Origin of the sequence: Streptomyces sp. NPDC001549, from assembly GCF_042894025.1 — a bacterium.
In the GTDB taxonomy this organism is placed as follows: domain Bacteria; phylum Actinomycetota; class Actinomycetes; order Streptomycetales; family Streptomycetaceae; genus Streptomyces; species Streptomyces kutzneri.
In genome coordinates, this window is record NZ_JBIAVJ010000004.1 from 122,035 (window position 1) to 141,310 (window position 19,276).

Consider the following 19,276-nt stretch of genomic DNA (forward strand, 5'->3'; position numbering starts at 1 on the left):
GGGACAGGCGCCGTTCACCGTCCGTACAGCGGGCCCGGGCGAACTGGAGCCAACTTGTTCAGACAAGTGAACCCACCTTCGTCTCCGGGAGAGACCGTGCTCAGTTCCTCCGCCCGTCGCGGTGCGGCCGTTCTGCTCAGCGCCGCCGTACTCACCACGCTCAGCGCGTGTGGTGCCGCCCCCGACCAGAAGTCCGGCGGCGCCAAGAACGGCGTGCAGCCGGGCGCCGCGACCTCGGTCGCCGACTTCGGCTCCTTGGAGGCCCTCGCCGCCGCCGCGCAGAAGGAGGGCGAGCTCAACGTGATCGCGCTGCCGCCGGACTGGGCGAACTACGGCGAGATCATCAAGGCCTTCGAGGCCAAGTACAAGATCAAGGTGAACAGCGAGAACCCGGACGCCTCCAGCTCCGACGAGATCGCCGCCGTCAAGTCCCGCAAGGGCCAGAAGCGCGCCCCCGACGTCCTGGACCTCGGGATCGCCTTCGCCCGCAGCGGCGCGGCCGAGAACCTCTTCGCCCCGTACAAGGTCACCGCCTGGGACAAGATCCCCGCCGCCCAGAAGGACGCGGACGGCCGCTGGACCAACGACTACGGCGGCTACGTCTCCATCGGCTGCGACGCCGCCCGCATCCCCACCTGCCCGCAGACCTTCGCCGATCTCCTCAAGCCCGAGTACAAGGGCAAGGTCGCCCTCAACGGCAACCCCACCAAGTCCGGCTCGGCCTTCGGCGGCGTCTACGCGGCCGCCCTCGCCAACAAGGGCTCCTTCGCCGACATCCAGCCCGGCATCGACTTCTTCGGGCAGCTGAAGAAGAGCGGGAACTTCATCCCGGTCGAGTCCACCCCGGCCACCGTCGAGAAGGGCGAGACGCCCATCTCCATCGACTGGGACTACCTGAACGCCGGCTACGCCGACCAGTTCAAGGGCAAGGGCGTCGACTGGAAGGTCGCCGTCCCCACCGACGGCGTCTACGCCCAGTACTACTCGCAGGCCATCAACAAGGAGGCCCCGAACCCGGCGGCCGCCCGCCTGTGGCTGGAATTCCTCTACAGCGCCGAGGGCCAGAACCTCTGGCTGAAGGGATACGCCCGCCCGGTCCTGCTCCCCGGCATGAGCCAGGACGGCACCGCCGACAAGGCCGCCGTCGCCAAGCTCCCGCAGGTCCAGGGCACCCCGGCCTTCCCCGCCTCCGAGGAGCTCGACAAGGCCAAGGCCACCCTCGCCGAGAAGTGGGACAAGGCCCTCTCCTGATGTCCTCCACCACCGACCCCCGCGCCGCCGGCGGCACCCGCCGCCGGCGGCGCGGCCCGCGCACCTGGCTCGCTACCCTCCCGCTGCTCACCTTCACCGGGCTCTGCTTCGGCATCCCGCTCGGCGCCATGGCCTACGGCGCGGTCACCCGCACCGACCCGGCGAGCGGCGCCACCCGGGTGACCGGTGAGCACCTCGCGCGCTCCCTCCAGGGCCCCTACCTCGGCTCCCTCATCGGCAGCGTCCAGCTCTCCGCCCTCACCGCCCTCGTCGGCGGCGTCCTGGGCGTGGTGATCGCCCAAGCCGTGGTCACCTCCCGCTCCGCGGGCCTGCGCAGCGCCGCGCTGACCGCCTCCGGGGTGCTCGCCAACTTCGGCGGCGTACCGCTGGCGTTCGCCTTCATCGCCACCGTCGGGATCTCCGGCGTCGTCACCCGGCTCGCCGACCTCACCGGCCTCGGCTGGAACCTGTACTCCTTCACCGGCCTCACGGTGGTCTACCTGTACTTCCTGATCCCCCTGATGGTGCTGGTGATCGCCCCCGCACTGGACGGACTGCGCCCGCAGTGGCGCGAGGCCGCCCAGAGCAGCGGAGCCACCGGACGGCAGTTCTGGCGCCATGTCGGCCTGCCCGTCCTCGCGCCCTCCCTGCTCGGCGGGTTCGTGCTGCTCTTCGGGACCGCCTTCGCCGCCCACGCCACGGCCGCGGCCCTCGTCGGCGGCTCCGTACCGCTGGTCACGCTCAAGATCGCGGACGCGCTGTCCGGGAACGTGCTCACGGGCCAGGAGAACGTGGCGCTCGCCCTCGGCCTCGACATGATCCTGATCGCCGGCCTGGTCATGGCGGTCTACCTGCCCCTCCAGCGACGGAGCGCCCGATGGCTGCGATGACCCCGACCACCCGGTACTCCGACAGTGCCCGGGACACCGGGGAACCGCAGACCGGGGCCCCGGCACGGACCCCGGCCCGCCGGCCCCGCCCCAGGATCTGGCGCGGAGCCGTCCTCGCCCTCGCCGGCGCCTACTTCCTCGTCCCGCTCGTCGCCTCGTTCGTCTTCACCGTGCACGTGCCCGGCCAGGGCATCACCTTCGAGGCGTACACCGAACTGCTCTCCGCCGACGGCTTCACCGAGAGCCTGCTGCTCTCCCTCGGCCTCGCCGCCGCGACCATCGCACTGTCGCTGCTGCTCGCCGTACCCGCGCTGGTGGCCGTACGCATCGGCTCCCCGCGACTGCGCCCGGTCGTCGAGGTCATGTGCATGCTGCCGCTGGTGGTGCCGCCGATCGCGCTGGTCACCGGAATCACCACCGTGCTGCGCTGGGGACCGGAACACCTGTCACGGACCCCGCTCTACCAGGCCTTCATCGCCGTCCAGAACGAGAAGTTCCCCGTCGTCCTGGTCCTCGCCTACACGGTCCTGGCGCTCCCCTTCGTCTACCGCTCGCTCGACGCGGGCCTGCGCGCCGTCGACGTACCGACCCTGGTCGAGGCGGCCCGCAGCTGCGGCGCGAGCTGGCCGTACGTCGTCCTGCGCGTGCTGCTGCCCAACCTGCGGGCCTCGCTCGCCGGCGCCGCCTTCCTCACCCTGGCCCTGGTGCTCGGCGAGTTCACCATCGCCTCCCTCCTCGGGTTCCAGCCCTTCGCCGTGTGGATCGTCTCGATCTCCGGAGCGCAGGCCCGGATGTCGGTGGCCGTCTCCATCCTCAGCCTCCTGATCACCTGGCTGCTGCTGATCGCCCTCTCCCGGGCCGGGACCACCCCCTCCACGGCCGAGGCCGCACCCGCCACCACCTCCCGCAAGGAGTCCTGAGCCCATGTCCACCACGCCCACCACCCTTCCCGCGGCCAGGACGCCGGCGGACTCCGACCGGCCCGCGGGCGCGCGCGTCGAGTTCCGCGGCCTGCGCAGGGCGTTCGGGTCCACCGTCGCCCTCGACGGGCTCGACCTCACCGTCGAACCCGGTGAACTCCTCGCCCTGCTCGGCCCGTCCGGCTGCGGGAAGACCACCGCCCTGCGCGTCGTCGCCGGTTTCGAGCAGCCCGACTCCGGCGAGGTCCTCGTCGACGGACAGGACATCACCCGGGTCCCGGCCAACCGCCGCGACGCCGGGATGGTCTTCCAGTCCTACAGCCTCTTCCCGAACCTGAGCGCCCGCGACAACGTGGCCTTCGGCCTGCGGGTACGCAAGGTCGGCGCGGCCGAGCGCCGCGAACGCGCCGCCGAACTCCTCGACCTGGTGGGCCTGCCCGACCACGGCGACCGCTACCCGCACCAGATGTCCGGCGGCCAGCAGCAGCGCGTCGCACTCGCCCGCGCCCTCGCCCTGCGCCCGCGCGTACTCCTGCTCGACGAGCCGCTCTCCGCGCTCGACGCCAAGGTACGGGCGAACCTGCGCGAGGAGATCCGCCGCCTGCAGCTCTCCCTCGGCATCACCACCGTCTTCGTCACCCACGACCAGGAGGAAGCCCTGTCGATGGCCGACCGGGTCGCCGTCCTGAACGCCGGGAAGCTGGAGCAGTGCGCCGCCCCCGCCGAGCTGTACGACCGCCCGGCCACCCCCTTCGTCGCCGAGTTCGTCGGCACCATGAACCGGCTGCCCGGCCGGCTCACCGACGCCGGACTGGTGGAGGTGGCGGGAGCCCGCCTGCCCGTCGACGGCCCGGTTCCCACGACGCCCCAGGTGCAGGTCCTCGTACGCCCCGAGAACGTCACCGTCACCGCCGACGCCGAGGGCACGGCCACCGTGGTCTCCGCCTCCTTCTTCGGCTCCGTGACCCGGCTCCACCTGGAACTGCAGGGCGGGGTGACCGTCAAGGCCGACCTGCCCTCGCGGGACGCCGGACCCCTGGTGCCGGGAGCGCGCGCCGCCGTGGGACTGGCCGAACGGCCCGTGCTCGTCGTGGCCGGGTCCGCGTGAGCGCCCTCGCCGCGGTCCTGTTCGACATGGACGGCACCCTCGTCGACACCGAGGTGCTGTGGTGGCGCACCACCGAGGAGATAGCGGGCGGCCTCGGCCACCGGCTCACCGGCGCGGACGCGCCGGAAGTCGTCGGCCGCGCGGTGGAGGACACCGCCACCCACCTCGTACGGGTCTCGGGAGGGGGAGACCCGGCCGAGGTGGCGGCGGCGCTCACCGAGAGCTTCTTCCGCGGGGTGGAGGCCGGGGCGCCGATGCGGCCCGGCGCCCAGCGGCTGCTGACCGCGCTGGAGGCGGAGGGCGTGCCCTTCGCCCTGGTCAGCGCGTCACCGCGGGTCGTCGTCGACTCGGTGGTCGGGGGCTCCCTGGCCCATGTCCCCTTCGCCTTCACCCTGTCCGCCGACGACACCGCCCGCACGAAGCCGCATCCGGACCCCTACCGGGAGGCCGCCGGGCGTCTCGGCCTCGCACCGCGGGCCTGCGTCGCGGTGGAGGACTCGCCGGACGGTGCCGCCTCCGCGGAGGCCGCCGGCTGCGCGGTCCTGGTGGTCCCGTCCCTGCTGGCGGTCCCGGCGTCACCGCCGCGGACCTTCGCCGAGTCCCTGGAGGAGATCACCGTGGCACGGCTGCGGCGCTGCCTGACGGCGGCAGGCTGACCCCCGGACTCAGGCCGGCAGGCCGAGGATGTCCAGGATGCCCTCCGCGTAGGCGGCGCTCCCGGAGCCCGGGTCGGCGGCGATCTCACGGCGGAAGCCGTCGATACCCGTACGGATGAAGGCGGCGCACTGCCCGTGCAGTCCGGCCTCGTGGGTGCCGCCGTCGTCCACCGTGCACAGCAGGGCCAGCAGGGTCCACAACAGGGCCTCGCGGGTCGCCCGCCGGGGCGGGTGCGCGGCCCACACGGCCATCAGGACACCGCACACCGCCGGGGCGGGCGGCTTCAGGTTCTCAGCGAAGAAGACATGCCCCTCCAGCGCGTGGAACGCGGAAGGATGCCCCTCGGCGGCATCCCGCACCGCGTCCACCAGATGGCCCGCCGAGCGGCCGCAGCCGCACTCGATGGACTCCCAGTCGTGCCGCGCGATCTCCAGCACCACGGCATCCGGAACCAGCGGGCTGCGCAGCACCGCGGACCGGCGCAGCAGAGCCTGCTGCCGCTTCTCGCTCCCCGTCATGGGGCACAGTATGAGGCCAGGTCGGAGTCGTCGGCGAGGGGGGTCGGAACCGGATCACAGGGGCCTTCGTCACAGACCCCGTGAGGATGAAACGAAGAATTGCGGCACTGCTGCTCGCCCTGCTCGCGACCCAGCTGGGCGCACTGGTCAACCCCGCCTACGCATGCGGGTGCGGGGCCATGATTCCCGACGGCCAGTCCCGGATCGGCGTCGACCGGGAGACCTCCGTCGTGCGCTGGGACGGCCGCACGGAGCAGATCGTGATGCGGTTCACCGTCGGCGGGGACGCCCACCGGGCCGCCTGGATCATGCCGGTACCGGGCCGGGCCACGGTGGAGCTGGGCGACGGCACGATGTTCGACGAGCTGGGCCGGCTCACCCGGCCCGAGCGCAAGACACGTGGCTACTTCTGGCCGCGCGACCGCGACTGGCCCTTCTCCACGAGCATGCGGGACAGCGCCGGGGCCCCGGCGCCCGGCGCCGCGGCGCCACCGGTCGGTGTCGTCGGCCGCGAGCAGCTCGGTGACTTCGACGTGGCGCGGCTCACCGCCACCGACCCGGACGCCCTGAAGAACTGGCTGGAGAGCAACGGCTTCAAGCTCCCCGACCGCCTCGCCACCGAGGTCAAGCCGTACGTGGACCAGCACTGGGAGTACGTGGCGGTACGGCTCGCCCCGCGCGCGGGGGACAAACCGCTGCGCGGCGACCTGGACCCGCTGAGGATCCGCTTCGACAGCGACCGGCTCGTCTACCCGATGCGGCTCTCCCGGATGGCGAAGACACCACAGTCCCTCGGCCTGTACGTACTCGCCGACCACCGCATGGAGCCCGCCTCCCCGATCGGCGGCTCCGCACCCGAGGTGACCTTCGCGGGGACCATCCACCCCGGGACCGGCCCGCTCGCCGAACTGGCGGGAGCCGAGCCCGTCTTCCTCACCGCCATCGACCAGCGGTTCCCCGTGCCGAGCCGCATCGACGCCGACCACGAACTGCGCGCCACCGCCAAGGACACCCCGTACCGCAGGGCGATCTACCACGACGAGCTGCTCACGGTGGGCGGCGTCCCGGTCTGGCTCCTGACGCTGGCGGCCGTCGTGGCGGCACTGACCGCTTCGTCCGTCGCGGTGCTCCGCATCCGCGGCCGCCGCCCGGGCCCGGCCGCGGCGTCCTGACCCGGACGACGTCACCCCCGCGCTCCGGCCCCGGCCCCGGCCCTGGCCCGGTCACGTCGGACGGATGCGGCGGACGGATGCGGCGGGTACTCACGCCGACCTGAGTACCCGTCCCGATATGCCGCACAACCCGTCCCCCTACGCTCTGACCATGCCTTCCGTTTGGTCCGTCTCCCCAGCCGCGCCGGCGCGCCCGAGCCGCCGCCCGCGTTCTCGTCCCGTCCTCGTGGCGCTGGCGCTCGGGGGTGTCATGTGCTGCCTCCTCGCCGGCTGGGGCGCGTACCGCTTGTGGAACGGCGCACCGTACCCCGAGGTCGATCCCCATGCCGTCGCCACACGGCTCGGCGCGGAGGCCGAGCGCGTCGAGAACGATCTGGCCCTGCCCGTCCGGCCCGGCTCGCCGCCCGACCGGATGGAGACGGACGCCTGTTACTACCGGGGACTGCGCTCCGTCGCCCACATCGACCAAGCCCGCCCGGACGTCCGCAGCTTCAGCGTCGAACGGGAGACCACCGGCATTCCGGAGGACACCGCCCGCACCGCTCAGGAGCGCGTCCGCTCCCGGCTCTCGCAGCAGGGCTGGAAGCTCATCAGTCAGAACATCTCCGACAGGGGCTTTCGATACGAGAACCAGGACACCGGCGACCAGGTCCATGTGGACTGGTACAAAAACACCGGGACGCTCGCCGTTCGCACCTACGCCCCCTGCGGGAAGATCCCCGACGGCTACCCCCTGTAGGTGCGCCGCCCGGCACACCTGATCCGCCTGCCCGCCGCCGCCACCCCTGCCGGGGTTGACGCGCGAGCGCCGGGACACCAGCCTTGCACCGGAGTTACCGAGAGGTAAGGGGAAAAGGGTGGTGTCCGTGGCAGAAGACGGCGTACGACGGGACGAACAGGACCGGGACGACGTGGAGTTGATATTCCAGGGGGTCGCACGCCAGGCCGAGCTGGTGCGCACCGGCAAGACCACCTCACGCGCCCTCGTCGAGGCCGCGCTGCGCCGCATCGCCCGGACCGATGCCACCCTCGGAGCCTTCCGCGTCGTCCTCGCCGAGCAGGCCCTCGCCGAGGCCGATGCCCGTGACGCGGCGGAGCCGACCGGTCCGCTCCACGGTGTCCCCGTCGCCGTCAAGGACGAACTGGACGTCGCGGGTCAGGTCACCACCTTCGGCGGCTCCGCCAACCGGACCCCCGTCACCGCCGATTCCGAAGCGGTACGCCGCCTGCGCGCCGCCGGAGCCGTCGTCATCGGCAAGACGACGATGCCCGAGTTCGGCCAGTGGCCCTTCACCGAATCCGCCGCCCACGGTCACACCCGCAACCCCTGGGACACCACCCGCACCCCCGGCGGCTCCAGCGGCGGCAGCGCCGCCGCCGTCGCGGCCGGACTGGTCGGGGCGGCCCTCGGCGGCGACGGCGGCGGATCCATCCGCATCCCGGCCGCCTGCTGCGGTCTGTTCGGCCTCAAACCCCAGCGCGGCCGGGTCTCCACCGCCCCGAACCCGCACCTCTGGTACGCGCTGGGCACCGTGGGGCCGCTGACCCGCAGCGTGGGCGATGCCGCGCTGCTCTACGACGTGCTCGCCGGCACCACCCCCACCGACCGCTGGAGCGCCCGCCCCGCGACCACCAGCTGGGTGGAGGCCCTGGAGACCCCGCCCGGCCGGCTGCGCATCGGCTATTCGGTCAAACCGGCCGTGCCCGCGGTGCGCCCGCATCCGGAACACGTCGGTGCCGTGCTGGAGTCCGTACGGGCGCTGCGCGAACTGGGCCACGACGTACGGGAGGTCGACCCCCGCTACCCCGACGCGACGGCCCCGTTCGCCGCGCAGTTCTGCGGTGGAGTGCGGGCCGAGGCCGACGCCGTCGAGCGTCCCGACCTGCTGGAACGGCGCACCCGGCAGACCCTCGCGCTCGCCCGGCTCGTCCCCGGGTCCGCCGTGGAGCGCGGGATCCGGGCGGGGGAGCGGCTGGCGGAGCGCGCCGACCGCATGTTCACCACCATGGACCTGCTGCTGACCCCGGTCGTCGCCGAGCGCCCGCGCCCGGTGGGCGCGCTGGACGGTGCCGGGCTGCTGACGGCGCTGGCGCGCTCACGCCCGATGGTCGCCTACACCGCACTGTGGAACGTCACAGGGCACCCGGCCGCCTCCGTCCCGGCGGGCCTCGGCGAGGACGGTCTGCCGCTCGCCGTGCAACTGGTGGGCCGCCGGGACGACGAGGTGACCCTCCTGCGCGTCGCGGCGCAACTGGAGGAGGTCCGGCCGTGGGCGCAGCGACGCCCCCGGCCGCCGTCCGCCTGACGGAAGCCGTCGGCCGTCCGCGGCCGTCCGCCGCCGTCCCCGTCCGCCCTCGGGGCTATGACCCGGTGGGGCGGCGGAGCAGGGCCGTCCAGAGGAAGGGCTCGCCGAAGAGCGGGGACTCGGCGGGCTCGTCCCGCATCCGGCGCAGTTCGACCTCGGTCAGGTCGCTGAAGATCGCCCGCAGGGACTCCGGGGTGTAGGCGAGTCCACCCTGGAGGCCCGCCTCGCGGTAGAACTCCTCGTCGGGGATCTCGGATCCCATCGCGCCGGCCGCGAAGCAGGTGAGCGCGAGATGGCCGCCGGGCGCGAGGGACCGTTCGAGGAGGGCGAGGTAGCTGATGCGGCGGTGGGGCGGCAGGTGGTGGAAGCAGCCCGAGTCGTAGATCAGGTCGTACGGGCCGCTCAGCGTGGTCGCGGCGAGGTCGAAGGCGTTCCCGCGGTGGAACCTGATCCGGGCCCCCGCCTCCCGGGCCCGCTCCTCGCCCCAGGCGATGGCCGCCGGCGACAGATCGACGGCATCCACCTCGAAGCCCAGGGAGGCGAGGTACAGCGCGTTGCGGCCCGGACCGCAGCCCAGGTCGAGGGCGCGGCCCGGGGCGATCAGGCCGCCTTCGAGGTACGCGACCAGGTTCTCGTCCGGCTTCGGCACGAAGAACGGGACCGGCTTGGAGCGGTCCGCGTAGAAACCGTCCCACCAGGACGCCCCGTCGTCCGTCCACCGGTCGGCCTCCGGTGCGAAAAGGCCGTCCAGCAGCTTCAGTACGTCCTCGACCGTGCGGATGTTCCGGTCCATCCGGTCCCCCTCTCCCGATGATCCAATTCTACTTCCCGACCGGTCGGTCGGGTCGGGATCGGGGGCGGGATGTCAGAGCGGCCGGGGAGGCTGCGTCCGCCAGAACGCGCAACTGTGCTCCGCCCCGAACGACGTGGCCGTCCGCGTTGCCGCCGGGTCCAGGGTGAGCACCGTGCCGGCTCCGGCACCGGCCGGCGGCCACGGGGTCTGACCCGCCACCACAGGGGCGCCGAAGCGGGCGAACCCCGCCCAGTAGCGCTTCATCCGGTTCCCGAGCGCGACCTGCACCGGCGTCAGCGGGCGCTCGCCCATCGTGAAGTCGTGCAGGTAGGCCAGCTCCGCACTGTGCGCGTTCGACTCGTCCAGGCCCGGCACCTGCGCGCCCGCCAGCGTCGGCGACAGCGGGTCGTCGAACTCGTAGACGTACGTCGGCACCTGGGCCGCGAACAGCTGCGCCGTCCACGCGGTGTGGCACGCGAAGGTCGAGTCCGTCATGACCGCGGACAGCGCCAGATACGGCGAGCCGTACTTCGCCACCGGATAGCGTGCGAGCACCTCGGGCCCGGCCGCCCCGTGACCCGCCAGGATCTGCGCCGTGTACTGCTCGGCGGTCAGGTACGGCTGCGTCAGGGCGACGAAGAAGCGGGCCTCGGAGCGGGTGCTCCCGATCAGCACCGGCACCTTGTTCCACGCACCGCTCCCGATGGCCTGCGCGGGAGCGACCGGAAGCAGCCCGTCACCGGAGGCCGGGCCCCGCGTGGGCAGCGTACGGGCCGCCTCGACCAGCGCCGCCCCGGAGGCGGCGCGCAGGCACGCGGCGACCTCGGCGGAAGCGGTGCAGCCCGCCCGCGCGGCGAAGGACCGCGCCTGTGTCTCGGCGTCCGCGCTGTCCGGCGTACCCAGCAGTGTGCACGGGCCGCTCTGCAGCACGGCCCGGTGGAACAGGCCGGCGGCCGGCGGGGCGGCCAGCAGCGCGCAGACGGAACCGCTGCCCGCCGACTGCCCGGAGATCGTGACGCTGCCCGGATTCCCGCCGAACGCGCCGATGTTCTCCCGGGTCCAGCGCAGCGCCGCGAGCTGGTCCATCAGCCCGAAGGACCCGGAGCGCAGGGAGTTCTCCCGGCCGAGCTCGGGCAGTGCGAGATAGCCGAGCTGCCCCAGCCGGTAGTTGATGCTGACCACCACGCTCTGCGTGAGGTCGGCCATGGTCCGCCCGCCGAACTGGGTTCCCGTTCCCTGGCTGTACGCACCCCCGTGCATCCAGACGACCACCGGGAGCCGGGCTCCGGGGCGGGCGGTCCGGGGCCGGTACACGTCCAGGTACAGGCAGTCCTCGCTGACGGCCGCCGGATCGCTCAGGCCGAAGGGCGAGAACTGCAGGCACGCGGGGGACTGCCGGGTGGCCTCCCGCACCCCCTGCCACCGGGGCGCGGGCACGGGGGCCCGCAGCCGTGCGTCCCCGACCGGGGGAGCGGCGTAGGGGACGCCGAGGAACTCCTGCGCGCCGTCGCGGGACTGGCCGCGCAGGACGCCCTGCGCGACGGTGACCACCGGGTGCGGTGATCCGCCGGACGGCGACGCCGCCGTCGCCGCGGGTGGTGCGGAGGCGAGCAGCGCCACCAGGGCAAGTGCGGTACCGAGCAGGGACCTTGCCGAGGGCAGCCGTTTCCCGGGCCTCTTCATCCGTCCTCCTGGAATGTCTCCGGTGCGTGCCGATGTCGTGCCGGGGTGGTCCGGTGTCGAGCCGGGGTGGTCCGGTGCCGTGCCGGGGGTGGATCCGGCCCTGTCCGGCCGGGGCGGAGCGGGGTGCGGGCCCCGCCCCGGCCGGGACCCGTCAGGGGCGGAGCCCGGCGATCAGTGCGGAGGTCACGGCCTGGTCGGCCGGCCCGGTGTTCCAGTCGGCGTTCATCGGGCTGACGGCGATCCGGGCGGCGGTCACGGCCTCGACGTCACCGCCCTTGGCGGCGGGCCGCAGGTCCACCTTGACGGTCACCTTCCACGTGCCGTCGCCCGCGTCGGTGAAGTCCGGTTCGAGCAGGGTCTGCGGATCCTGGAAGGTCGAGGACACGCCCGCGGCCGTTCCCTTGCCGTCCGCGCCGACCACCGGGTGGTTGACGTTCAGGCCGACGCCCTTGGGCAGCAGCGGCCCGGACCGGGCCCGCGTCCGCAGCCGGTCGATCAGCTTGACCGCGAAGTCGAGCGTCGGCCCCATCGCGTTGACCGTGGTGACCGGGTCGGGCGCGGTGACACCCCCGGTGCTCAGCGCGATGGACGGTACGCCGTGCTCCAGCCCGGCGACGGCGCCGCCGACCGTACCGGAGTGGGTGGCGAGACCGGCGACGTTGGGGCCGAAGTTGGTGCCCGAGACGACCAGGTCGGGGGCGTCCCCGGCGAAGACCTCGGCCAGCCCGAAGGAGACGGAGTCGCCCGGGCTGCCGTCGACGGCCCAGACCTTCGGCTCGGGGTGCTTCACCGCGATCGTCGGGGCGTTCGACATCTTCGTGCCGGCACCGCTCTGGTTGGTGAGCGGGGCGACGATCGTGACGTCGTGCCCGGCGGCGGTCAGCCGCTCGAAGGCCTTCCGGATGCCCGGGGCGTTGTAGCCGTCGTCGTTCGTGAGCAGGATCCGCAACGGGCCGGCGGGCGCGGTCTGCGGCGCGGCGGCCGCCGGGGCCGTGCCGGCCAGGGCCGGCGTGCACAGCAGCAGCGCGGCCAGCGGCAGAACTCGCTTGCGTCTCACAGGTTGCTCCTTGGGAGGGGAGGGAGTCGAGGGTGAGCAGGGGTGGGGACCGGCGGGCGCACGACCCTCGGCGTGCGCCCGCCGGAGCTGCGGACGGGCGGGCCCGGGGGAGGGGGTCAGCGCACGCTGCGGATCGGGAGGATGGCGAGTGCGCCGACCAGCGAGAGGGCCCCGCCGACGAGGAAGAGCGGGGTGTATCCGCCCAGGCCGGTGACGACGGCCGAGGCGACGAACGGGGCGATGATCTGCGGCCCGGCGTTCGCGATGTTGAGGACGCCCATGTCGCGGGCGGCGTCCTCGGCCCGCGGGAGGACCAGGGTGACGAGCGCGGTGTCGACGGCCATGAAGCAGCCGAAGGCGAGCCCGTTGAGCGCGCTGAAGACGAGCATGCCGGTCCAGGTCGGGCTGATCACCGGGACCACCATGACGAGCCCGGCGAGGGCCGCCGATACGCCGACGAACACCTTGCGGCGGTTCCAGCGGTCGGACAGCAGGCCGCCCACCACGGTCGAGACGGCCATCGCGACCATCGACACCGGAGTGAGGACGGCCATCGCGGCGGGCGGGGTCAGTCCCTCGGGCAGCGTGATGTGATCGCCGAGGATGTACAGCTGGTAGCCGACGACGGAGAAGTAGCCGAGGACCATCAGGGCCCGGCCGATGAAGGCCCACCGGAAGTCGTGGTTGGCCAGGGCCGAGAGGAAGGCGGCCAGTTGGGCGCCCTTGGGTCTGGCGGGCGCCTCGGCGGCGGGCTCGGTGCGCGGGACGTCCCGGCAGAAGACGCTGAGCAGCAGGGCGGACCCGGCGACGACGGCGCCGAGGACGAGGTAGCCGGTGCGCAGCTGGTCCGCGGTCTGGGAGGCGATGAGCACGCCGGCCGTACCGCCGATGGGCAGGCCGAGCCCGACCAGAGCGGACGCGGTGCCCCGGCGGGCGGCGGGGATCCGGTCGGGCACGATCGCGGTGACCGCCGCCTGGAAGACGTTCATGGTCGCCTGGATGAGACACCAGCCGATTCCGACGAGCAGCGCCGTGGTCGCGCTGCCGAGGGCGGCGAGGAGGGCGAGCGAGGCCAGGCCACCGCCGATGATCCACGGGTTACGGCGACCACTGCGGTCGGAGAGGGCGCCGGCTATGGGGTTGAAGGCGGTGGCGAAGACCGCGCTGACGCCGCCGATCAGGCCGAGTACGGCGACCTTGTCGTCGGGGGCGATCGAGGCGATCTGGGTGGGCAGCAGGACGGAGCCGACGCCCATGTAGAGCGCCATCATCGCCGAGTTGGCGACCAGCAGGAGGGGCAGGAGACCTCGCCGGGGGGCGGGCTCCCCGGTCGGGGGTACGGACGGTTCGACGACTTCGGGCGTGGCCATGACGACTCCTCGGGGGACGGAGCGGGGAGGTGGCGTGCGAGGGAGAGAGGGGCGGCCCATGAACGGGCGCGGGACGGCGTCGCCGTCGGGACGTGCGGTGGCGGACGTCGCTCGTAACGTGATGTTGTTACACGTGTCACCAAGTGCGGTGGACACTGTGTAGCACCCATTTCCGGGCTCCGCCAGGTCCTACGGCGCGTCGTTGTGCAGATCGTGACCGTCGGGGGAGTCGGCGTGGCATGACGTGTAACCACTCCTTCGCGGCCACCGGGTGCGGCAGATGTGTCGAGAAACCCTCTTGCTCTTGTGGCGGTCGTGACGCATCGGCAATACTCCGTGCCGCACCGCGACGATCCTGTCGTCGGCGGGTTTCCCGCCCGCCCCGGCGTCGCCGGGTGCCGTGCGCCGGCCGCCGCGTTCCCGTGACTTCCGGCCGCACCCCGCTGCCGTATCCCGAAGACGTTCCCCGATGACGTCCCTTGCTGACGTGCCCCGATGGCGCTCCCCGGCGCCCTCCCCTGCGCTCCACCGTCCCGTGCCTGCTCTCCGCGTGCCCCCACCGCTTGGGGAGACGACCGCGAAAGGCCCGCCATGTTCCCCTCGCCCTCCTTCGTGCCACCGTCCCGGCCGCCCCTGCCGGTCCGCCCGCCCCGCCATCACCTTCCGGCGGCCCCGCCGCGTCATGCGCTCGGCCTCGGGATCGCCCTCCTGGTCCTCGCGCTGCTGGCCGGGCTGCTGCTCCGGCTGGACCGGCGGCCCTTCTTCCAGGGGCTCGACGACCGCTGGGCGGCCTCGGTGAACGACTCCGCCGCCGGGGGATCCGGCGGCAGTGACGGCCTCGGCGGCTTCACCACCGTCCTCGACCGGCTCGGCGGCCCGCTCGGCATGGTCCTGCCGCTGCTGGTGATCGGCTGCCTGTGCGTCTACGGGCGCTGGCGCTCGGGGCTGTTCGTGTTCACGGTCACCGTCGTCGCCAACCTCGTCGTGCTCCTGCCCCTCAAGCAGCTGGCCGACCGGCCGCGTCCGCCGCACCCGCTGGTGCTGGTCAACGACGGTTCGTACCCGTCCGGGCAGGTGTTCAGTGCGGTGACGCTGGTGGTCGCCGTTGCGGTGGTGGTGTTCCCGCCGCGTGCGCGACGCTGGTGGTGGGCGTTCGGAGCCTCGTACGTCCTCGCCATGATGGGCAGCCGGACCTGGCTCCACGCCCAGTGGCTCAGCGACACCGCCGCCGGCGCCCTCGTCGGCGCCGGCACCTGCCTCGTCCTGTGGCGGGCCTTCGCTCCGCTGCTGGAGACGGAGTCGGAGCGGATGGCTTCGAACAGTCTGTGGCTGTGAGGCATCACCCCGGAGCTCGAATTATTGAGCAACATTGACGTTCGGCAAATTTACGCCATAGTCTCGATCGGCGGCGCGCACCCCGCGCGCGGCAGCGAGGAAGGAACGGCTCATGCCTCACTCCCCAGGCCAGGACCGGACGGTGGTGGACCTGCCAGCAGGCCGCCTGCGCGGCGCGAACGAGGGCGGGGTCACGGTCTTCCGGGCCGTTCCCTACGCCGCTCCGCCGGTCGGTGACCTGCGCTGGAGGCCCGCGCGGCCGCACGCCGGCTGGGGCGGCACGCGGGACGCCACCGCCGACGGCCCGAGCGCGCCGCAGATGTACACGGAGGGCGGTGACCCGGTGCTCGGCGGCCACGGGTCACCCCCCTTCGACGAGGACTGCCTGACCCTGAACCTCTGGACGCCCGCCGTCGACGACGCCCGGCGCCCGGTCCTGGTCTGGATCCACGGCGGCGGCTTCGTGTCCGGCTCAGGCTCGCTGCCCGGCTACTCGGGCGAGACCTTCGCGCGCGACGGCGACCTCGTCGTTGTGAGCATCAACTACCGCATCGGGCCGCTCGGTTACCTCTACCCCGGTGACGGGGACGGTGACGGGGACGGGGACGGGGACGGTAATGGGGAAGGCGGCGAGGGCGCCGAGGGCGGCAACTTCTGGCTCACCGACCAGCTCGCCGCCCTGCACTGGGTGAAGGAGAACATCGCCTCCTTCGGCGGCGATCCGGACTGCGTCACGGTCGCCGGGCAGTCCGGCGGCGCGGTGTCCACCGCCGCCCTCGCCGGACACCCGCAGGCCGAGGGCCTGATCCGGCGGGTGATCCTGCAGAGCCCGCCCTTCGGCCTGGACCTCCCCGGCCCGGCGGCGTACCTGGAGCGCACCGCGGCCTACCTGGAGCTGGCCGGAGCCAAGGATCTGGCGGAGCTGCGTACGCTGCCCTGGCCCGAGCTGATCGGAGCGGGCGCCGGGCTGTTCGCGCAGACCATGCGATGGGGGTACTGGCCGACGCCCTTCCTGCCCGTGATCGACGGAGTCACCCTCTGCGGCCACCCCGCCGAGGCCCTGCTGAGCGGGGCCGCGGCCGATGTCGACGTCATGATCGGCTGGACGCGGGAGGAGGCCAACTTCGGCTTCGCCCTCGACGAGGGGTACGCCGCCGCCACCCGGGAGCAGGTGACCGACCGGATCGCGGAGACCTTCGGGAGTGAAGCCGCGGAGGGCGTGTACGCGGCGTACGAGCGGGCCCGGCCCGGAGCCCGTCCCGCCGACGTCCTGATGGACCTCGTCACGGACGAGCTCTTCCGGGTGCCGGCGGTGCGGCTGGCCGAGGCGCGCGGCGAGACGGGCAGTCCCGTATGGGCCTACCAGTTCGACCTGCCCACCCCTGCGTACGAGGGCCGGCTCGGCGCCGCGCACTGCCTCGAACTCCCCTTCGTCTTCGACAACTTCGGCCAGTGGTCGCACGCGCCCTTCCTGGCCGGCCTCGCCCCCGCCGTCCGCGACGGCCTCGCGTACGCCATGCACCGGGCCTGGATCGCCTTCGTCCGCACCGGCGACCCCAACCACCCCGACCTGCCGCAGTGGCGGCCGTACGACACGCGCACCCGCACCACGATGCGCTTCGACTCGGTCGTGACCGCCCTCGACGACCTCGCGGGAGCCTCCAGGCTCCTGCACACCCCCGCCCCCTTGATTTGACTCGTGTAACCTGAGAAGGAAGGAGCCACCCGAGCGAAGCCGGTGCGCGAACCGGTGCTCGATCGGATGCTCGGCCCGAGCAGAAGGAGCGTCGAGGGACGTCATGACCAGAGACACACACGTCCCGGCATCCATCACCAGCGCCGACGTGGCCCGCCTCGCCGGGGTGTCGCGTGCCACGGTCTCCTTCGTCCTCAACGACACCCAGGGTCACCGGGTGAGCGCCGGCACCCGTGCCCGGGTGCTCGACGCGGCCAAGCAGCTCGGCTACGTACCGCACGCGGCCGCCCGGTCCCTGCGGGCCGGCCGCAGCAACCTCGTCCTGATGCCCTCGTCGATCTCCGCGGTCGGCCGCCTCGTCAGCGACTGGGTCGACGATCTGCACAGCGAGCTCGACCGCTACGGGTACACGGCCGTCCTGCACGCGGGCCGCTTCGCCGACCCCCTCGACGCCGCCCGGGCCTGGGCCGAACTGCGCCCCGCGGCCGTCGTCGCCCTGGACGGCGACCGTTTCACCGCCCAGGCGGCCGAGGTGCTGGTCCGCGCGGGGGTGCGCGGCCTGCTGGCCTTCGCGTCCCACCCCGTCGAGGGGGTGCACACCATCGGCTTCGATCACACCCGGATCGGTGTCACCGCGGCCGAGCACCTCATCGCGCGCGGCCGGACCCGGATCGGCGTGGTCATGCCCCAGGAACGCGGCCTCGGCACCCTCGCCGAGCCCCGCCTCGCGGGCGCCGAGTCGGTGGCGGCCCGGCACATGGCCACCGTCACCCCGCTGGAGCTGTCCTACACCCGGGAGTCCGCGAGCGCACTCGCCCGGCGCTGGCGAAGCCTCGGCCTGGACGCCGCCTTCACCTACAACGACGAGTACGCCGCCCTGCTGCTGCACGCGCTGCGGGCCGAGGGCATCACCGTGCCCGACGAGGTCGCCCTGGTCGGCTGCGACGACCTCGTCCTCTCCACACTCCAGCAGCCCGCGCTCACCACGGTCCGGCTGGACATGCCGTCGGCCGCGCAGATCGCGGACGCGGTGCACGAGCTGATCGAGACGGGCACGGCGGCGCCGGTGCCGGCCGTGCAGCCGGTCTTGGTGCACCGCCGGACGTCCTGACCCCGTTGACCTGTTGACCTCCTGACCTGCTGGTCTGGTGGTCTGCCGGCCTCCGTCAGTCCTCGACGGCCTGGTAGAGCGTGGTCCAGAAGTCGTGGAGGAGCCGCGGCGAATCCGGGGTGGACATCCCGACCTGGGTGAGCAGGACTCCGGTGAGCCGATGGCCCGGGTCGGCGTAGGCGGTGGTGCCGGTACCGCCGTCCCAGCCGAACTGGCCGACGGGCGCGTAGCCGCCGGGGTGGGTGCGTACCGCCATTCCGAAGCCCCAGCCGCCGTGCAGTCCCTGTCCGACCGTCATATGGGCGACGTTCCTGTACATGGCGTCCCGCGCGGCCTGCTGCCCGGACGTGAGGCGGTTGGTGGTCATCAGCTCGACGGCGGCCCGGGACAGGATCCGTTCGCCGCCGTGCGTGCCGTGGTTCAGCAGCATCCGGAAGTAGGCGTGGTAGTCGTCGACGGTGGAGACCAGCCCGCCGCCGGCGCCCTCGAACGCCGGGGGCCGGCTGGACCTTCCGCCGGCCGCCTCGTCCCACACGAGGAACTCTCCGGTCTGCGGATCGGGCCCGTACAGGGGCGGTAGCCGGTCGATCCGGTCGGCGGACACGTGGAAGGCGGTGTCCTTCATCCCCAGCGGATCGAGGACGCGTTCGCGCAGGAACGACTCCAGCGACCGGCCCGCGACCCTGGCGACCAGCACGCCGACCACCTCGTTGCTGAGGTCGTACTGCCATCGCTCGCCGGGCTGGTACGACAGCGGCAGCTCGCCGAGGCGGCGCATCCACTCGTCCGGCCCGGGCGCCGGCCCGGATGCCACGCTGTAGTCGAGACGCTCGAAGGTCGCGGCCCGGATCGGGGAGTCCATCCACTCGAAATCCACTCCGAGCCCGAACGTGGAGGTCAGCAGATCCCGTACGGTGATCGGCCGCCGCGCCGGAACGGTGTCCTCCAGCGGGCCGTCGGGCCGCTTCAGCACCTGCCGGTCGGCGAGTTCGGGCAACCACGGGTCCACCGGGTCGTCCAGCCGCAGCCGGCACTCGTCGAGCAGGATCATCGCCGCCGCCATCGTGACCGGCTTGGACGTGGACGCCATCCGGAAGATCGTGTCCCGGCGCATCGGCGCGCCACCGTCGTGGCGCATCGTCCCGACCGCTTCGACGAAGGTCCGGCCGCCGTGGCCGACCAGGGCGACGAGCCCGGGAATCCTCTTGGACTCGACGTGCCGTGTCAGCACGTCGCGCAGTCTGCGCAGCCCTGCCTCGGACAAGCCGCTGTCGCTCTTTCCCCTCATGCGTCCCCCTTGTTCACGGTGTCGGATCTCCGGCCGCCCCTTCGAGGCGGCCGTGCGATGAACTTGCACCCTGACCCAAGGTCAAGGTCAACACCCGTCACGGTCATGGGCCGGACGACGC

17 protein-coding genes are annotated in these 19,276 nt (G+C 73.1%); 11 read left to right on the top strand and 6 right to left on the bottom strand.

The features are described from left to right. Positions 1-96: 96 nt before the first annotated feature. The 5 genes from ACFY04_RS08395 to ACFY04_RS08415 are packed head-to-tail and all read left to right on the top strand — an operon-like array spanning position 97 to position 4,825. Complete coding sequence (locus ACFY04_RS08395) at positions 97-1,251, top strand: ABC transporter substrate-binding protein (RefSeq protein ID WP_389115007.1); 1,155 nt, start codon at positions 97-99, stop codon at positions 1,249-1,251. Further along, positions 1,251-2,141 carry an ABC transporter permease gene (locus ACFY04_RS08400; RefSeq protein ID WP_389115009.1) on the top strand — a complete coding sequence of 297 codons (891 nt, stop codon included), beginning with the start codon at positions 1,251-1,253 and terminating at the stop codon, positions 2,139-2,141. The genes ACFY04_RS08395 and ACFY04_RS08400 overlap by 1 nt, the downstream gene beginning before the upstream one ends. After that, entirely contained in the window at positions 2,129-3,061 is a 933-nt protein-coding gene (locus ACFY04_RS08405) for an ABC transporter permease (RefSeq protein WP_389115011.1), read from the top strand. The genes ACFY04_RS08400 and ACFY04_RS08405 overlap by 13 nt, the downstream gene beginning before the upstream one ends. 4 nt (positions 3,062-3,065) lie before the next feature. Next, positions 3,066-4,169, top strand: a complete 1,104-nt coding sequence (locus ACFY04_RS08410) for an ABC transporter ATP-binding protein (RefSeq protein WP_389115013.1) — start codon at positions 3,066-3,068, stop codon at positions 4,167-4,169. Continuing rightward, entirely contained in the window at positions 4,166-4,825 is a 660-nt protein-coding gene (locus ACFY04_RS08415; RefSeq protein WP_389115014.1) for an HAD family hydrolase, read from the top strand. Before ACFY04_RS08410 ends, ACFY04_RS08415 begins: the two co-directional genes overlap by 4 nt. A gap of 9 nt (positions 4,826-4,834) precedes the next feature. Here the strand turns inward: ACFY04_RS08415 and ACFY04_RS08420 are convergent, their stop codons facing one another. Beyond that, entirely contained in the window at positions 4,835-5,344 is a 510-nt protein-coding gene (locus tag ACFY04_RS08420; protein ID WP_389115016.1) for a hypothetical protein, read from the bottom strand. 86 nt (positions 5,345-5,430) lie between these two features. Here ACFY04_RS08420 and ACFY04_RS08425 point away from each other — a divergent pair, with 86 nt between their 5' ends. The 3 genes from ACFY04_RS08425 to ACFY04_RS08435 all read left to right on the top strand — a co-directional run bounded on the left by ACFY04_RS08425 (position 5,431) and on the right by ACFY04_RS08435 (position 8,822). Next, the gene (locus ACFY04_RS08425; protein WP_389115018.1) at positions 5,431-6,516 is read left to right on the top strand and encodes a DUF2330 domain-containing protein; all 1,086 of its coding nucleotides are present in this window, start codon (positions 5,431-5,433) and stop codon (positions 6,514-6,516) included. A 151-nt stretch (positions 6,517-6,667) separates the two neighbouring features. Continuing rightward, positions 6,668-7,255, top strand: coding sequence for a hypothetical protein (locus ACFY04_RS08430; RefSeq protein WP_389115020.1), 588 nt, complete (start codon positions 6,668-6,670; stop codon positions 7,253-7,255). A 127-nt stretch (positions 7,256-7,382) separates the two neighbouring features. Further along, positions 7,383-8,822, top strand: a complete 1,440-nt coding sequence (locus ACFY04_RS08435) for an amidase (RefSeq protein WP_389115021.1) — start codon at positions 7,383-7,385, stop codon at positions 8,820-8,822. 55 nt (positions 8,823-8,877) lie between these two features. Here the strand turns inward: ACFY04_RS08435 and ACFY04_RS08440 are convergent, their stop codons facing one another. The 4 genes from ACFY04_RS08440 to ACFY04_RS08455 all read right to left on the bottom strand — a co-directional run bounded on the left by ACFY04_RS08440 (position 8,878) and on the right by ACFY04_RS08455 (position 13,725). Further along, positions 8,878-9,615 (bottom strand): class I SAM-dependent methyltransferase, encoded by a 738-nt coding sequence (locus tag ACFY04_RS08440; RefSeq protein WP_389115023.1) that lies wholly within the window; start codon positions 9,613-9,615, stop codon positions 8,878-8,880. A 72-nt stretch (positions 9,616-9,687) separates the two neighbouring features. Further along, positions 9,688-11,298 (bottom strand): carboxylesterase/lipase family protein, encoded by a 1,611-nt coding sequence (locus tag ACFY04_RS08445; RefSeq protein ID WP_389115024.1) that lies wholly within the window; start codon positions 11,296-11,298, stop codon positions 9,688-9,690. 151 nt (positions 11,299-11,449) lie between these two features. Beyond that, positions 11,450-12,355 carry a 5'/3'-nucleotidase SurE gene (surE, locus tag ACFY04_RS08450; protein ID WP_389115025.1) on the bottom strand — a complete coding sequence of 302 codons (906 nt, stop codon included), beginning with the start codon at positions 12,353-12,355 and terminating at the stop codon, positions 11,450-11,452. Positions 12,356-12,471: 116 nt separating this feature from the next. Beyond that, on the bottom strand, positions 12,472-13,725 hold the full coding sequence (locus tag ACFY04_RS08455; RefSeq protein ID WP_389115027.1) for an MFS transporter: 1,254 nt from the start codon (positions 13,723-13,725) through the stop codon (positions 12,472-12,474). 591 nt (positions 13,726-14,316) lie between these two features. Between ACFY04_RS08455 and ACFY04_RS08460 the strand changes: the two genes are divergently transcribed. From ACFY04_RS08460 to ACFY04_RS08470, 3 genes are all read left to right on the top strand, one after another. Continuing rightward, entirely contained in the window at positions 14,317-15,060 is a 744-nt protein-coding gene (locus ACFY04_RS08460; protein ID WP_389115028.1) for a phosphatase PAP2 family protein, read from the top strand. Positions 15,061-15,172: 112 nt separating this feature from the next. Continuing rightward, positions 15,173-16,756, top strand: coding sequence for a carboxylesterase/lipase family protein (locus ACFY04_RS08465; RefSeq protein WP_389115030.1), 1,584 nt, complete (start codon positions 15,173-15,175; stop codon positions 16,754-16,756). 103 nt (positions 16,757-16,859) lie between these two features. Further along, positions 16,860-17,867 carry a LacI family DNA-binding transcriptional regulator gene (locus ACFY04_RS08470; protein ID WP_389115032.1) on the top strand — a complete coding sequence of 336 codons (1,008 nt, stop codon included), beginning with the start codon at positions 16,860-16,862 and terminating at the stop codon, positions 17,865-17,867. 55 nt (positions 17,868-17,922) lie between these two features. On the opposite strand, the gene ACFY04_RS08475 is transcribed toward ACFY04_RS08470, so the two are convergent. Beyond that, positions 17,923-19,155 (bottom strand): serine hydrolase domain-containing protein, encoded by a 1,233-nt coding sequence (locus ACFY04_RS08475; protein WP_389115034.1) that lies wholly within the window; start codon positions 19,153-19,155, stop codon positions 17,923-17,925. Positions 19,156-19,276: the final 121 nt, after the last annotated feature.

Coding starts and splice junctions, on each gene's coding strand:
- ACFY04_RS08445 (WP_389115024.1), bottom strand. CDS start 11,298: ATGAAGAGGCCCGGGAAACGGCTGCCCTCGGCAAGGTCCCTGCTCGGT.
- ACFY04_RS08400 (WP_389115009.1), top strand. CDS start 1,251: ATGTCCTCCACCACCGACCCCCGCGCCGCCGGCGGCACCCGCCGCCGG.
- ACFY04_RS08430 (WP_389115020.1), top strand. CDS start 6,668: ATGCCTTCCGTTTGGTCCGTCTCCCCAGCCGCGCCGGCGCGCCCGAGC.
- ACFY04_RS08460 (WP_389115028.1), top strand. CDS start 14,317: ATGTTCCCCTCGCCCTCCTTCGTGCCACCGTCCCGGCCGCCCCTGCCG.
- ACFY04_RS08465 (WP_389115030.1), top strand. CDS start 15,173: ATGCCTCACTCCCCAGGCCAGGACCGGACGGTGGTGGACCTGCCAGCA.
- ACFY04_RS08410 (WP_389115013.1), top strand. CDS start 3,066: ATGTCCACCACGCCCACCACCCTTCCCGCGGCCAGGACGCCGGCGGAC.
- ACFY04_RS08455 (WP_389115027.1), bottom strand. CDS start 13,725: ATGGCCACGCCCGAAGTCGTCGAACCGTCCGTACCCCCGACCGGGGAG.
- ACFY04_RS08420 (WP_389115016.1), bottom strand. CDS start 5,344: ATGACGGGGAGCGAGAAGCGGCAGCAGGCTCTGCTGCGCCGGTCCGCG.
- ACFY04_RS08425 (WP_389115018.1), top strand. CDS start 5,431: ATGAAACGAAGAATTGCGGCACTGCTGCTCGCCCTGCTCGCGACCCAG.
- ACFY04_RS08440 (WP_389115023.1), bottom strand. CDS start 9,615: ATGGACCGGAACATCCGCACGGTCGAGGACGTACTGAAGCTGCTGGAC.
- ACFY04_RS08405 (WP_389115011.1), top strand. CDS start 2,129: ATGGCTGCGATGACCCCGACCACCCGGTACTCCGACAGTGCCCGGGAC.
- ACFY04_RS08470 (WP_389115032.1), top strand. CDS start 16,860: ATGACCAGAGACACACACGTCCCGGCATCCATCACCAGCGCCGACGTG.
- ACFY04_RS08475 (WP_389115034.1), bottom strand. CDS start 19,155: ATGAGGGGAAAGAGCGACAGCGGCTTGTCCGAGGCAGGGCTGCGCAGA.